Below are 12,506 nucleotides of genomic sequence, written 5' to 3'. Positions count from 1 at the left end.
GTGCATTGTCGGGCCGCGGTGCGGCGACCTGACCTGAGTTCGGCAGTGCTTTATCCCGGCCAAGTCCGAAGAAGATCGGATCGGCGCGCTGATGGCAGACAAATCGCCGTGCCGTGGAGGCGGCCCGGCGATCCGCGGCGGCCTCTGGCCGCTGTTAACGCGACACAGCACCTGACCCCAACCGACACACACACCTAACGCCACGTCACATTCGCACCGCCCCCGCCCAGCCCTTACCTTCACCGCAAACAACGCCGGAGGGCACATGAAACTGACCGTGGATGGCGTGGCGCATGAGGTGGATGTCGAGGACGACATGCCGCTTCTTTGGGTCCTGAGGGACGAACTCAAGATCAAGGGCGTGAAATACGGCTGCGGCATCGCGCAATGCGGCGCCTGCACCGTGCATCTCGACGGCGAGCCGGTGCGCTCCTGTCAGGTCTGGGCGGCGGATGCCGAAGGCACCGAGATCACCACAATCCAGGGCCTCGGCCAGCCGGACGCCCTGCACGCGGTGCAGGCGGCCTGGGTCGCGCACCAGGTGGCGCAATGCGGCTACTGCCAATCCGGCCAGATCATGCAGGCCGCGGCGCTTCTGGCGGAAAACTCAAGCCCCACCGACGAGGCGATCGACGAGGCGATGTCGGGCAACCTCTGCCGCTGCGGCACCTATCCGCGCATCCGCGCCGCGATCCATACCGCCGCCACCGCGCTGGAGAAGAGCTGAAATGGGCCGCCTGAAGACCTTCACCCGCCGCGCCTTTCTGGTGGGTACCGCCGCCGCAGCCGGTGGCATTGCCTTTGGCGTCTACGCCATTCGCAAGCCTCACGAAAATCCGCTGGAACAGGCGCTCGCTGAGGGTGAATCCGCGCTCACCCCCTACCTCCGGCTCGACGCAGAGGGCGTGACCCTGATCACCCCGCGCGCCGACAAGGGCCAGGGCGCCTATCACATCCAGGCGGCGCTGCTGGCCGAAGAGCTCGACCTCGACCTCGCACAGGTTCGGGTTGATCCCGGCCCGCCGGGCGCGGCCTACTGGAACACCGCCCTGGCCGAAGAGGCGGCCGAATTCTCGGTCCCCTCCGAAGGCCTGATGCGCGGCGTGGCGGAAACCGCCGTCGGCGCGGTGATGAAGATGATGGGCATGCAGATCACCGGCGGCTCGACCACCGTGCCCGACCAGTTCGACAAGCTGCGCGCCGCCGCCGCCTCTGCCCGCGAAACGCTGAAACTGGCTGCCGCGCAGCAGACCGGCCACAACGCCGCTGACCTGCGCACCGAGGCCGGCGCCGTGATCCTGCCCGACGGCACCGCCCTGCCCTACGAAACGCTGATCGCAGCGCTTGCCGAGGTCGACGTGGTGCAGGACGTGCCCCTGCGGGCACCGTCCGAATGGCGCTATCTTGGCCAGCCAATGCAGCGCATCGATATGCTGGCCAAATGCACCGGCACGCAGACCTACGGCATCGACGTCGAGATCGACGGCATGCTGCACGCCGCCGTGGTTCTGAACCCGGCGCAGGGCGGCGCACTGGTGGATTTCGACGGCAGCACCGCCGAACAGATGCGCGGCGTCAAGGCGGTGCTGCCGGTCACCGGCGGCGTCGCCGTGGTGGCCGACAACACCTGGCGCGCCTTTCAGGCGGCGCAGGCCGTCGAGGCCACCTGGGGACCGGCCGAGATGCCGGCCACGATGGACGAGCATTGGCAGGCGCTGGCACAGGCCTTCAATGACGACCAACAGGACAGCCGACAGCGCGATGACGGCGACGTGGACGACGCGCTCGACAATGCCGAGGTGATCGAGGCCGAATACCGCGCGCCTTACCTCGCCCATGCGCCGCTCGAACCGATCAGCGCCGTGGTGCGCATCCAGGGCGGCAAGGTCGAGGTCTGGACTGGCACGCAAGTCCCGCGTTTCGTTCAGAAAAACGTCGCCCGCATCGCCGGGATCGACCCCGAAGACGTGACGCTGCATGTGCAGATGATGGGCGGCTCCTTCGGCCACAGGCTCGAGGACGAGGTGGTCAAACGCGCCGCCGAGATCGCGGTGCAGATGCCGGGCACGCCAATCAAGCTGACCTATTCGCGCGAGGAGGACATGACCCATGACTTTCCCCGCCAGATCGCCATAGCACGGCTGCGCGGCGCGGTGGACAACGGCCAGGTCACGGCGCTTGATCTCGCCATTGCCAGCCCCTCGGTCATGGTTTCCCAGATGGGTCGTCAGGGCATCTCGGTGCCCGGTCCCGACAGCCAGATCGTCTCTGGCGCCTGGAACGCGCCCTTTGCCATCCCGCACCACCGGGTGACCGGCTACCGCGCCGCGCCGCTGGCGCCGATCTCATCCTGGCGCTCGGTCGGGGCCTCGCATGCAGGCTTCTTCCACAATGCCGCGCTGGACGAATTGATCCATGCCGCCGGCGCCGATCCGCTGGAGGAAAGGCTCAGGCTCTGCAACGATCCGCTGGCGCGCAAGGTGCTCGAAGCGGTGGGCGAAATGTCCTCGTGGCAGGGCATGCTTGGCGCCGGTCGCGGCCGCGGCGTGGCGCTGACCACCAGTTTCGGCGTGCGCTGCGCCGAGGTGATCGAGGTGCGCCAGACCGACGACGGCATCAAGCTGGAAAAGGTCTGGGTCGCGGCCGAGGTCGGTCGGGTGCTCGACCCGGTGAACTTTGAGAACCTCGTCCAGGGCGGCGTGATCTTTGCCTTGGGCCATGCGATCAACGCCGAGATCACCTATGAGGACGGCATCGCCGAGCAGTCGAATTACGACAGCTACCCGGCGATGCGGCTCTATCAGACGCCCGAGATCGAGGTGCGCGGGTTGGAGAACGGCGAGAAAATCCGCGGCATCGGTGAGCCGCCGGTGCCCCCCGCAGCCCCGGCGTTGGCCGGCGCGATCTTTGCCGCCACTGGCACCCGGCTACGCGAAATGCCTTTCGCCAAGTTCGTCGATTTCGCCTGAGGCCTAGCGCCGCGGAAAGATCGTCACGATTGCCAATCCGGCAATCAGCAGTGCGGCGCCGGCGAGCTTGACCGCGCTCAAGGGCTCGCCCACCACCAGCGTCGCCAGCACCCAGGCGGTCAGCGGCTCGATCAGCGCCAGCGTCACCGCGGTCGAGGCCGCGACCCGCCCCAGCCCCCAGGTGTAGAGCGCATAAGACAGCCCGGTGGCAAAGACGCCGAGGAAGATCAGCGCCGGCCAGACCTGCGGCGCGGCCAGCCAGCCGATGGGCACGAAGAGGAACACCGGCAGCACCGCAAATGCTGCAACCGAAAAGGTCGCGGCGGCGACGGTGGCCGAAGGCGCGCTCTGGCTGATGCGGCTGGTGGCCAGCGAATAGGCGGCGTAAGCCGCGCCGCTCAGCGCCGCGAGGGTAACGCCCAACACCGAGCCGCCCGCGCCGCTGGCATCAGACAGCACCAGAAGCGCCGCGCCGAGGATCGAGACGCCCTGCCCCAGCGCCCGCAGCCCGGCGGGCAGTTGGTGCTTGACGACGATCTCGTAAGCGGTGACCCAGAGCGGCGCCGAGCCGATGGCGATGGCGGTGCCGACCCCAACGCCGGTTTCCAGAACCGCCCAGAAGAACAAAAGGTTATAAAGCCCGATCGACAGCCCGGCAAAGAGCACGCCGCCCAGCGGCAACGCGCCAAAGGCCCGCCGGCTCTCGGTCCGCGCCAGCGCCAGCACGATCAGCGACAGCGCGCCGAAACCCAGCCGCAGGGCGGCGACGATCAGCGGTTGCTTGCCCTCGGGCAGAAGCGCCTGCACCGTGCCGGTGGTGCCCCAAAGCGCCGCCGCCGCGATCACCGCGAAAATGCCTGCCAGCCGTGCGGCCTGTGTCATCTGCCCTGCTCCCTTGCCTCGGGCGGGGTCTACCCCGAAGCGGCAGTGGCGTCTCGCAGGAAATGCGCTCAGGCCAGCCGTGCGGCAAAGGCGAGGAAGTCCTCCAACGCTTCCGGGTCGGCCTCCTGCCCGGTAAAGCCCAGCAGGTAGCCTCGGGTGCGCGCCATCCGGTCGGCCATCGGCTCGGTCTGGTCGAGCGCGTGATAGCCCAGCTGCATGAAATACAGGATGCGGGCGCGGACGTCGGCCTCGTAGGCGTCATAGCCATAGCGCCGGAACATCGCGGTGACGGCGGCAATCCGCGCCTTGTCGGCCAAGTCGATACGGCGACGCACCTGACCATCACGGCGCGACCATTCCCGGACCGCGAAATCGAGGCCTTGGTCGAATTGCGCCGGGTCGAGGAAACAGCGAAAGAAGTTGCAGACCGCACCGGTGATTGTCGCGGCCTCTTGCGCGCAATGGGCCTCGATCCGGGCGGTATTACGCGCCTCCCAATCGTCGAGCAGCTGGGTCAGCAGGTCCTTGCGGCTCTTGAAATACCAGTAGAAACTGGACCTTGAGACGCCGAGCCGCGTGCCGATGGCCAGCACCTTGACCTCGCCCACGCCATCGGTGACGAGGATGTCTCGTGCGACGTTGAGCCAGTCTTCGCGGGTCACCTTGACATGGCCGACCAGCGGTTCCTTGTCCGGGTCGTCGCGGTGCAGCAGCGGGCCGTTTGGCATTTGTCAGCGTCCTTCAGCTTTCCGGTGGCGCCCCGCCCGCAGCGCTGCGGCGGTCGATATAGCCATGCAGAGCCTCGAGCCGCGCGGGGTCGACCTCGGGGCGTCTATCCGCTTTCAGGATGTTCTGCCAGATACCGGTGGCGCGCTCGGTGGCGGTCAGGGCGCCGGTCTCCTGCCAGCGGCCGTAGTTCGACCAATCGGCCACCAACGGCGCATAGAACTGCGTCTGGTAGCGCGCCATGGTGTGGTCGCAGCCAAAGAAATGCCCGCCCGGCTGCACCTCGGCCAGGGCGTCCATCGCCAGCTCGGCGTCCTCGGCCGAGGTCGGCGTGCAGAGCTCGGCCACCATCTGCAGCACCTCCATGTCGGTGATCAGCTTCTCGTAGCCCAGCGTCAGCCCGCCCTCCAGCCAGCCCGCCGCATGGATCACCACGGTCGCGCCCGACAGCAGACAGCCCCAGAGCCCGAACTGCGTCTCGTTGGCCGCCTGCGCATCCGAGGCCGCCGCCGCAGCGCCGCTGGCGCAGCGCCAGGGCAGCCCGAGGTGCCGCGCCAGCTGACCGGCGACCAGCGAGGCGGTAAAATGTTCAGGCGTTCCAAAGGCTGGCGCGCCGGACTTCATGTCGACGTTCGAGGTGAAAGTGCCGTAGAGCACCGGCGCGCCGGGCTTTGCCAGCTGGTTGAGGGTGATCGCAGCCAGCGCCTCGGCATGGCTCAGAGTCATCGCACCGGCCACGGTGATCGGCGCCATTGCCCCCATCAGGGTAAAGGGCGTCACGATGACCATCTGGCCGTGGCGGGCGAAATCGATCAGCCCCTGGGCCATGGGAATGTCGATCTGGCGCGGCGAGTTGGTGTTGATGACGGTGTAGGAATGTGGATGTTCTGCAAAAGCTTCGTCAGACAAGTCCCTGAAATCACGTATCATCTCGAAACTCTCACGGACCTGCGGAGACCCCCGGCCATAGACGAAGGGCGCCTTGTCCATCAGCGTCAGCTGCGCCTCGATCATGAAGTAATGCCGGAGCGCCGGCGCGACATCCTGCGGTTCGAGCAGCGCCGAGACCATCTGCAGCGCGTCGAAATGATGGGTCAGCTGCACCAGCTCGCGGAAATCCCGGCCCGTGCCGGGCCGCCGCCCGCGCAGAAGGTCAGAGGCATGCGGCGTGCCGCCGCCGGGCTGAAACACCAGCCGGCCCAGCTCCAGCGTCACGTCGCGTTCGGGCCGCCCGCCCTTGACCACCACCCGCCGCGGCGCGGTGGCCAGCGCGGCGCGCACGATCTCGCGGCCGATCTGCACCATCTGGCTGTTTTCGTCGACCAAGGCGCCGGCCGCGCGCAGGATTTGCCGCGCCTCGGGCAGCAGCACCTTGATCCCGACGGTCTCCAGCAGGGTCAGCGCGGCTTCGTGAATGGCCTCGATCCGGTCGTCGGAAAAGGCCTTCATGATCGGGAACGGGCTGCGCAGCTCGGTGTAATTCACCTGTCTCTGGTGCGCCTCGGTGCCGCGGGGCGCGCGTTTGCGCCGGCGCTGTCTGGTGTCGTCGCTCATCACGCCCTCATCGCCTTGCCCTGCGGGTCATAAGGTGACGGCGCGACCACCCGCGCCGCCCGCGCCTTGCCCACCACATGCACCGTCAGCTCTGTGCCGACCTCTGTCACCTCCCGGTCGAGCATCGCCAATGCCAGCGATTGACCCAGGGTATGGCCGTACCCGCCCGAGGTGACGTAGCCCACCAGCCGCTCGCCTTGCCAGATCGGCTCGTAGCCGCTGGCGTCGGCGTCCTCGGCGTCGATCACCAGCGGGGTGATCTGCCGCGCCGGGCCATTGCCATCGCGCTCGGCCAGCGCGGCCGCACGCCCGACGAACTCCTTGCCCCAGTCGATCCAGCGGTCCATGCCGGTCTGCCGGGGCGTGTAGATCTGGGTGAATTCGCGCGACCAGATGCCGAAGCTTTTCTCCAACCGTAGACTGTCGAGCGCCTCGTAGCCGATCTCGCGCAGCCCCAGATCGGCCCCCGCCGCCATCAGCATGCGCCGCAGGGCGATGTGATCGGCGGCGTGGCAATTGATCTCGTAGCCCAGCTCGCCAGTGACCGAGAGCCGCGCGACGCGGGCGCGGATCAGCCCGATGTCGAAGTCGCCGCAGCCCATGAATTTCAAGTCCGCCACCGGCCCATCGGTAAGTTTTTCCAACACTTTCAGCGCGTTCGGCCCAGACAGGCTGAAGCCGACGATGGTGTCGGAGATATCGCCGACATGAACGCCCGGCGCGGGATGATCGGCAAACCAGCGCATGTGCCAGTCGCGCAGGTAATAGCTGCCCATGATCCACCAGGTGCCGTCGCCCCAGTTGAACAGCGTCAGATCACCCTTGAGCCGCCCCGACGGGCTGAGCATCGGCGCCAAACGCGCGCGGCCCGGGCCGGGCAATGTGCAGGCCATCATCCGGTCGAGCCAGTCGCGCGCCCCTGGGCCGGAAACCTCGAAGCGGGAAAAGCCCGAAATATCAAGCAGTCCCGCCGCCTCGCGCGTGGCGCGGGCCTCGGCGGCGACCAGATCGAAGGCGTTGGAGCGGTGCAGCGAGGGCGTCTCCTCGAACCCCTCTGGCGCGAAATAGAGCGGCACCTCGAGGCCAAAGCTCACCCCCCAGCGCGCGCCGGCAGCGGTCATGGCGTCATGCGCCGGTGCCATCTTGAGCGGCCGCCCGGCGGGCAGTTGCTCGTTGGGATAGGTCATCACGAAGCGGCGAGCGTAGAACTGGCCAGTGGTCTGGCGGATATAGCTCTTGTTCGCCGCGTAATCGCCGTAGCGCGCCACATCCATGCCAAAGACATCGGCCTCGGTCTCGCCGTGGATCATCCATTCTGCCAGCGACTTGCCGACGCCGCCGCCCTGCAGGAACCCCGCCATCACCGCGCAGGCGCACCAGTAACCGGGTTTGCCGCGCACCGGGCCGACCAGCGGGTTGCCGTCGGGCGAAAAGGTGAAGGCGCCATGCACCCAAGTCTTGACCCCGACCCTTTCCAGCACCGGGAAGCGGTTGAAGACATGGCACAATTCGCTCTCGATCCGGTCGGGTTCCTCCTGCAGCAGCTCGAAGCCGTATTCCCAGGGCGCGCCGTCCATCATCCAGTGTTTCGGGTTCAACTCGTAAATCCCCACCAGCATCCCCTGCTGGTCCTGGCGGGAATAGGTGAAGCCTTCGAGATCGACGGTCATCGGCAGCTCGACGTCGAGGTCCTTGAGCTCGGGGATCGCCTCGGTGATCAGGTAGTGATGCGCCAAGGGCGAGACCGGCAGCTCGATGCCCGCCATCCGCCCGACCTGCTTGGCCCAGAGCCCGCCGGCATTGACCACGTGTTCGCAGGTCACGGTGCCCTTCTCTGTCACCACCTGCCAGCCGTCCGGGGTCTGGTGCAGCTCGAGCACGCGGTTGTGCTCGATCACCTCGGCCCCGCGCTTTTTCGCGGCAATCGCATAGGCATGCACGGTGCCGGTGGTGTCGACATAGCCTTCGCGGTCGGCCCACATGCCGCCGAGGATGCCCTCGGTGTTGAGCACCGGCGAAAGCTGCGCCGCCTCCTCCGGGGTGATGAGGTGCACATCGTCGATGCCGATCGACTGAAAGGTGCGGTAATTGGCCTGCAGCCATTCCCAGCGGTCCGGCGTGCCGGCGAGATGCATGCCGCCGGTCATGTGCATGCCGATCGACTGCCCGCTCTCGGCCTCGACCTCTGACAACAGGTCGATGGTATAGCCCTGCAGTGCTGCGATATTGGGGTCGGCGTTCAGGGCGTGAAAGCCGCCTGCGGCATGCCAGCTGGAGCCTGCGGTCAGCACGTTGCGCTCGATCAGGCAGACATCGGTCCAGCCGTAGCGCGCCAGGTGATAGAGCACCGAGGCGCCGACGACACCGCCGCCGATCACCACCACGCGATAGTGCGATTTCATGGCAGGCGCTCCCCGGGCTTTGATGGCTGTCACCGCGACGGTAGGACGGGCCTGCGATTCCGTCTAGACATTTTTGTCCAATGCTCGGGCCGGCGCAGCGGAAGGCGGCAGAATTCCGATCCGGGTCTTTTCGGCGCGGGGCAAATCGCCTAGACCTCGCTGCGCGGACGACAACCGGGCGAGATCATGAACCACACCATTCTGGAACGCTGCGAGGCCAAGGGCCTGCGCATGACCGGCCAGCGCCGGGTGATCGCCGCCGTGCTCGAGGACAGCGACGACCACCCCGATGTCGAAGAGCTTTATGCCCGCGCCTCGGCCCGCGACGCGGCGATTTCCATCGCCACGGTCTATCGCACGGTGAAGCTGTTCGAAGAGGCCGGCATTCTCGACAAGCATGAATTCGGCGACGGCCGCGCGCGGTATGAAGACGCCGAGCGCGACCACCACGACCACCTGATCGACATGAATTCCGGCGAGGTGATCGAATTCGTCGACCCCGAGATCGAGGAACTGCAGGAGCGTATTGCCGAGAAGCTGGGCTACCGGCTCAAGGGCCACAGGCTCGAGCTTTACGGTGTGCCGATCAAGAAATAGGCACCTTGGCATCCCGTCCGCCGCGCGCTACTCAGGGCGAGATACTTCACATCGAAAGAAAACCGATGCAGGTGCTGCGCGCGATCCTTTTCATGACGGCGTCGATGGCCTGCCTCGCGCTCAGTGACCTTTTCATCAAGCTCGCCTCGCAAAGCCTGCCTCCCGGTCAGGTGATGTTCTTTCTCAGCCTCGGCGGGACATTGCTGTTCATGCTGGTGGCAAAAATTCGCGGCATCCCCCTGCTCAACCGCGCCTTTTTCAATCGCACCGTGATCTCGCGCAATCTGGCCGAGGTGCTGGCGGCGCTGGGCATGGTGACCGGCATCGCCTGGACGCCGCTGCCGATGGTGGCGGCGATCATGCAGACGACGCCACTTCTGGTGACGCTGGGCGCGGCGCTGTTTCTGGGCGAGACGGTGGGCTGGCGGCGCTGGCTGGCCATTCTGGCGGGGTTGATCGGCATGCTGCTGGTGATCCGCCCGGGCATGGAGGGCTTCGAGCCGGCGGCACTTCTGGTGGCGATGGGGGCCTGCGGGCTGGCGGCACGCGATCTGCTGACGCGGCAGGTGCCCGACCGGATCGACTCGCTGACGCTCTCGACCTGGGGCTTCGGCGCGACGGTGCCTGCTGGGCTGGTGCTGATGCTGCTGATGGGGCCGGACTGGAGCACCGGCGGCGGCGGCTTCGGCCATATCTTCCTGGCGGTGCTGGTGACGACCACCGGTTATTACCTCGTCACCGCGGCGATGCGGCTGGCGCCGGCAGCCATCGTCTCGCCCTTCCGCTACAGCCGGCTGGTATTTACCATGGGGCTTGGCGTGATCGTGCTGGGCGACCGGCCCGATACGCTGACGCTGGTGGGCGCGGCGATCATTTTGGCGTCGGGTCTTTATACCTTCTACCGCGAACGGCAGTTGGCGCTGGCACCGGTTTGATGAAGCCGGGTTGACGCGGCCAACCCGGCCCACACTAGGGCGACAGGCCGCAGCTAGGCTTTCTTTGCATTCTCTTCGGTGTCGGGATCATAGCTTTCGGTACCGCGTACCAACATGACAAGGGATGCTGTGTCCCTGTCTGTGGTCAACATCTTCTTGGAGCGCGCGAACTTGAGGGGGTATTGCCGGTCACCGGAATAGCCCGTTATGCCGAGGATCGGCTTACCCTCTTTATCGTCCTCCTGTTCGAGAAATCCGCTGATGATGTAACATTCCGTCGGCGTTTCCGCCTTATCAACTCTCACCAAAGTGCTGGTGAAATACGAGGCGGAGTCGTTCAACGTCTGGTTTCCCTTGTTCTGCGCAAGCGATATATGCTGCAACAGCCCCCAATGGTTGAACAATTCAGTCAATTCCCGGACGTCCGGCACACGCCAGTCCGAATAGGCACCTTCCACAGCTGGTTTCAGCACGATCGCGCCTACGGCGTATTGATCGGTGTGCGCTCCGGTCTCGCTGTGCGTGAGCTCCTGCGGCGGCAGGACCACGCGCCCTGAGCCAGCGTTCTTCTCCGCCAGCACCTTGGTGAACAAATCGCCATCGGGCACATCGGTATCATGTTCGCCCGTCGACCAGCGGGATGCTCTCTTGGCAGCGATGTCCCAGGTAAGGCCGGTCTTGGTGTCCTTCACCCCATGCGGGTCTTTGAAGTCAAACCGGGACGTCTGGTCCAAAGGCACTTTCGTTTTTGGCTTGGCAACTGTGTCTGGCATATTATTTTTTCTCTTTCTTTAATTATTTATTCGAAGACACTGCGAGACGTGCGAACACCCTAGCACGGTAACCCTCTGCCACTCCGTTTTTCTGGGACCACGGCACACCACGGCAGAAAACAAGCCACCGCTTCATGTCGCCGCAGCCCGGAAAAATCGAACAGTTAGCGCTAACCAAGCCAGTTCCCAAAGCCTCGGGCCTCTGATAAAGAGGCGACAAATTCATCGTCATGAGGGACAGCCCATGAGCACTATTATCGACATTTTCGCCCGCGAAATTCTGGACAGCCGCGGCAACCCGACCGTCGAGGTCGACGTCACGCTGGAAGACGGCACCGTCGGCCGCGCCGCCGTGCCCTCGGGTGCCTCGACCGGCGCTTATGAAGCCGTGGAAAAGCGTGACGGCGACAAGGCGCGCTACATGGGCAAGGGCGTTCTCGAAGCCGTGGCCGCGGTCAACGGCGAGATCGCCGACGAAATCGTCGGCATGGACGCGACCGAGCAGGTCTCGATCGACATGGCGATGTGCGAGCTTGACGGCACCGACAATAAGGGCCGTCTGGGCGCCAACGCCATCCTCGGCGTTTCGCTCGCGGTGGCCAAGGCGGCGGCGGAATACACCGGCCAGCCCCTCTTCCGCTATGTCGGCGGCACCTCGGCTCGTCTTCTGCCGGTGCCGATGATGAACATCATCAACGGCGGCGAGCACGCCGACAACCCGATCGACATCCAGGAATTCATGATCATGCCGGTCAGCGCGGAAAACATCCGCGACGCCGTGCGCATGGGCTCGGAAGTCTTCCACACCCTGAAGAAAGAGCTCTCGGCCGCCGGCATGTCCACCGGTCTGGGCGACGAAGGCGGTTTCGCGCCCGAGCTCGGTTCGACCCGCGAGGCGCTCGACTTCATCCTCAAGTCGATCGAGAAAGCCGGCTACAAGCCGGGCGAGGACATCTACCTTGCCATGGATTGCGCCGCGACCGAATACTATAAAGACGGCAAGTACGAGATGAAGGGCGAGGGCAAATCGCTGACATCCGAGGAAAACGCCGACTACCTGGCCGCGCTGTGTGACGATTATCCGATCATCTCGATCGAGGACGGCATGAGCGAAGACGACTGGGACGGCTGGAAGATCCTGACCGACAAGCTGGGCGACAAGATCCAACTGGTGGGTGATGATCTCTTTGTCACCAACCCGGTTCGCCTGGCGGATGGCATCGAACGTGGTGTGGCCAACTCGATGCTGGTGAAGGTCAACCAGATCGGCTCGCTCACCGAGACGCTCAAGGCCGTCGATATGGCCCACCGGGCGCGCTACACCAACGTGATGTCGCACCGCTCGGGCGAGACCGAGGATGCGACCATCGCCGATCTCGCGGTGGCGACCAACTGCGGTCAGATCAAGACCGGCTCGCTGGCGCGCTCCGACCGGCTGGCCAAGTACAACCAGCTGATCCGTATCGAGGAGATCCTCGGCGAGACGGCGGAGTATGCCGGGCGTTCGATCCTGAAGAAGTAAGCCCACGCCCCCAGGGGTGACGGTGCTGACGGGCCTCTCCGGATTCGGAGGGGCCCTTTTCGTTTTCCCGGCGGTTGAAAGGCGTTCAAGTGAGTCGTCTGCCGGCAGATTCTCGGCAGAACACGAATCACCTGACAGCTGAATGA

10 protein-coding genes are annotated in these 12,506 nt (G+C 65.6%); 5 read left to right on the top strand and 5 right to left on the bottom strand.

Translation table 11 applies throughout. The features are described 5' to 3' along the window. Positions 1-265 precede the first annotated feature (265 nt). Both ACN0SE_RS11895 and ACN0SE_RS11890 read left to right on the top strand, forming a co-directional pair. On the top strand, positions 266-727 hold the full coding sequence (locus ACN0SE_RS11895) for a (2Fe-2S)-binding protein (RefSeq protein ID WP_417524743.1): 462 nt from the start codon (positions 266-268) through the stop codon (positions 725-727). Between the two features lies 1 nt (position 728). Further along, the gene (locus tag ACN0SE_RS11890) at positions 729-2,969 is read left to right on the top strand and encodes a xanthine dehydrogenase family protein molybdopterin-binding subunit (RefSeq protein ID WP_417524742.1); all 2,241 of its coding nucleotides are present in this window, start codon (positions 729-731) and stop codon (positions 2,967-2,969) included. Between the two features lie 3 nt (positions 2,970-2,972). Here ACN0SE_RS11890 and ACN0SE_RS11885 read toward each other — a convergent pair whose 3' ends face one another. The 4 genes from ACN0SE_RS11885 to ACN0SE_RS11870 all read right to left on the bottom strand — a co-directional run bounded on the left by ACN0SE_RS11885 (position 2,973) and on the right by ACN0SE_RS11870 (position 8,533). Then, positions 2,973-3,851, bottom strand: a complete 879-nt coding sequence (locus ACN0SE_RS11885) for a DMT family transporter (protein WP_417524741.1) — start codon at positions 3,849-3,851, stop codon at positions 2,973-2,975. A 68-nt stretch (positions 3,852-3,919) separates the two neighbouring features. Next, positions 3,920-4,579, bottom strand: coding sequence for a TetR/AcrR family transcriptional regulator (locus ACN0SE_RS11880; RefSeq protein WP_417524740.1), 660 nt, complete (start codon positions 4,577-4,579; stop codon positions 3,920-3,922). 13 nt (positions 4,580-4,592) lie between these two features. Then, positions 4,593-6,131 (bottom strand): trimethylamine methyltransferase family protein, encoded by a 1,539-nt coding sequence (locus tag ACN0SE_RS11875; RefSeq protein WP_417524739.1) that lies wholly within the window; start codon positions 6,129-6,131, stop codon positions 4,593-4,595. After that, positions 6,131-8,533: a GcvT family protein gene (locus tag ACN0SE_RS11870; RefSeq protein WP_417524738.1), complete on the bottom strand. Its 2,403-nt coding sequence runs from the start codon at positions 8,531-8,533 to the stop codon at positions 6,131-6,133. The genes ACN0SE_RS11875 and ACN0SE_RS11870 overlap by 1 nt, the downstream gene beginning before the upstream one ends. Before the next feature lie 186 nt (positions 8,534-8,719). Here ACN0SE_RS11870 and ACN0SE_RS11865 point away from each other — a divergent pair, with 186 nt between their 5' ends. Then, entirely contained in the window at positions 8,720-9,130 is a 411-nt protein-coding gene (locus tag ACN0SE_RS11865; protein WP_417524737.1) for a Fur family transcriptional regulator, read from the top strand. 65 nt (positions 9,131-9,195) lie between these two features. Beyond that, positions 9,196-10,065: a DMT family transporter gene (locus ACN0SE_RS11860; RefSeq protein ID WP_417524736.1), complete on the top strand. Its 870-nt coding sequence runs from the start codon at positions 9,196-9,198 to the stop codon at positions 10,063-10,065. 53 nt (positions 10,066-10,118) lie between these two features. Here the strand turns inward: ACN0SE_RS11860 and ACN0SE_RS11855 are convergent, their stop codons facing one another. After that, entirely contained in the window at positions 10,119-10,838 is a 720-nt protein-coding gene (locus ACN0SE_RS11855) for a hypothetical protein (RefSeq protein WP_417524735.1), read from the bottom strand. Positions 10,839-11,082: 244 nt separating this feature from the next. On the opposite strand from ACN0SE_RS11855, the gene eno reads away from it, so the two are divergent. Further along, a complete protein-coding gene (gene eno, locus ACN0SE_RS11850) occupies positions 11,083-12,360 on the top strand; it encodes a phosphopyruvate hydratase (protein ID WP_417524734.1) in 1,278 nt (425 codons plus the stop codon). Positions 12,361-12,506 lie beyond the last annotated feature (146 nt).

The sequence above is a fragment of the Marinovum sp. genome, assembly GCF_048263515.1.
Lineage (GTDB): Bacteria > Pseudomonadota > Alphaproteobacteria > Rhodobacterales > Rhodobacteraceae > Marinovum.
This window is presented reverse-complemented; position numbering and strand designations above follow the sequence as displayed.

Bases quoted from the DNA above. Each gene is read 5' to 3' on its own strand.
- ACN0SE_RS11895 (WP_417524743.1), top strand. From the start codon at position 266: ATGAAACTGACCGTGGATGGCGTGGCGCATGAGGTGGATGTCGAGGAC.
- eno (WP_417524734.1), top strand. From the start codon at position 11,083: ATGAGCACTATTATCGACATTTTCGCCCGCGAAATTCTGGACAGCCGC.
- ACN0SE_RS11865 (WP_417524737.1), top strand. From the start codon at position 8,720: ATGAACCACACCATTCTGGAACGCTGCGAGGCCAAGGGCCTGCGCATG.
- ACN0SE_RS11860 (WP_417524736.1), top strand. From the start codon at position 9,196: ATGCAGGTGCTGCGCGCGATCCTTTTCATGACGGCGTCGATGGCCTGC.
- ACN0SE_RS11890 (WP_417524742.1), top strand. From the start codon at position 729: ATGGGCCGCCTGAAGACCTTCACCCGCCGCGCCTTTCTGGTGGGTACC.
- ACN0SE_RS11880 (WP_417524740.1), bottom strand. From the start codon at position 4,579: ATGCCAAACGGCCCGCTGCTGCACCGCGACGACCCGGACAAGGAACCG.
- ACN0SE_RS11885 (WP_417524741.1), bottom strand. From the start codon at position 3,851: ATGACACAGGCCGCACGGCTGGCAGGCATTTTCGCGGTGATCGCGGCG.
- ACN0SE_RS11875 (WP_417524739.1), bottom strand. From the start codon at position 6,131: ATGAGCGACGACACCAGACAGCGCCGGCGCAAACGCGCGCCCCGCGGC.
- ACN0SE_RS11870 (WP_417524738.1), bottom strand. From the start codon at position 8,533: ATGAAATCGCACTATCGCGTGGTGGTGATCGGCGGCGGTGTCGTCGGC.
- ACN0SE_RS11855 (WP_417524735.1), bottom strand. From the start codon at position 10,838: ATGCCAGACACAGTTGCCAAGCCAAAAACGAAAGTGCCTTTGGACCAG.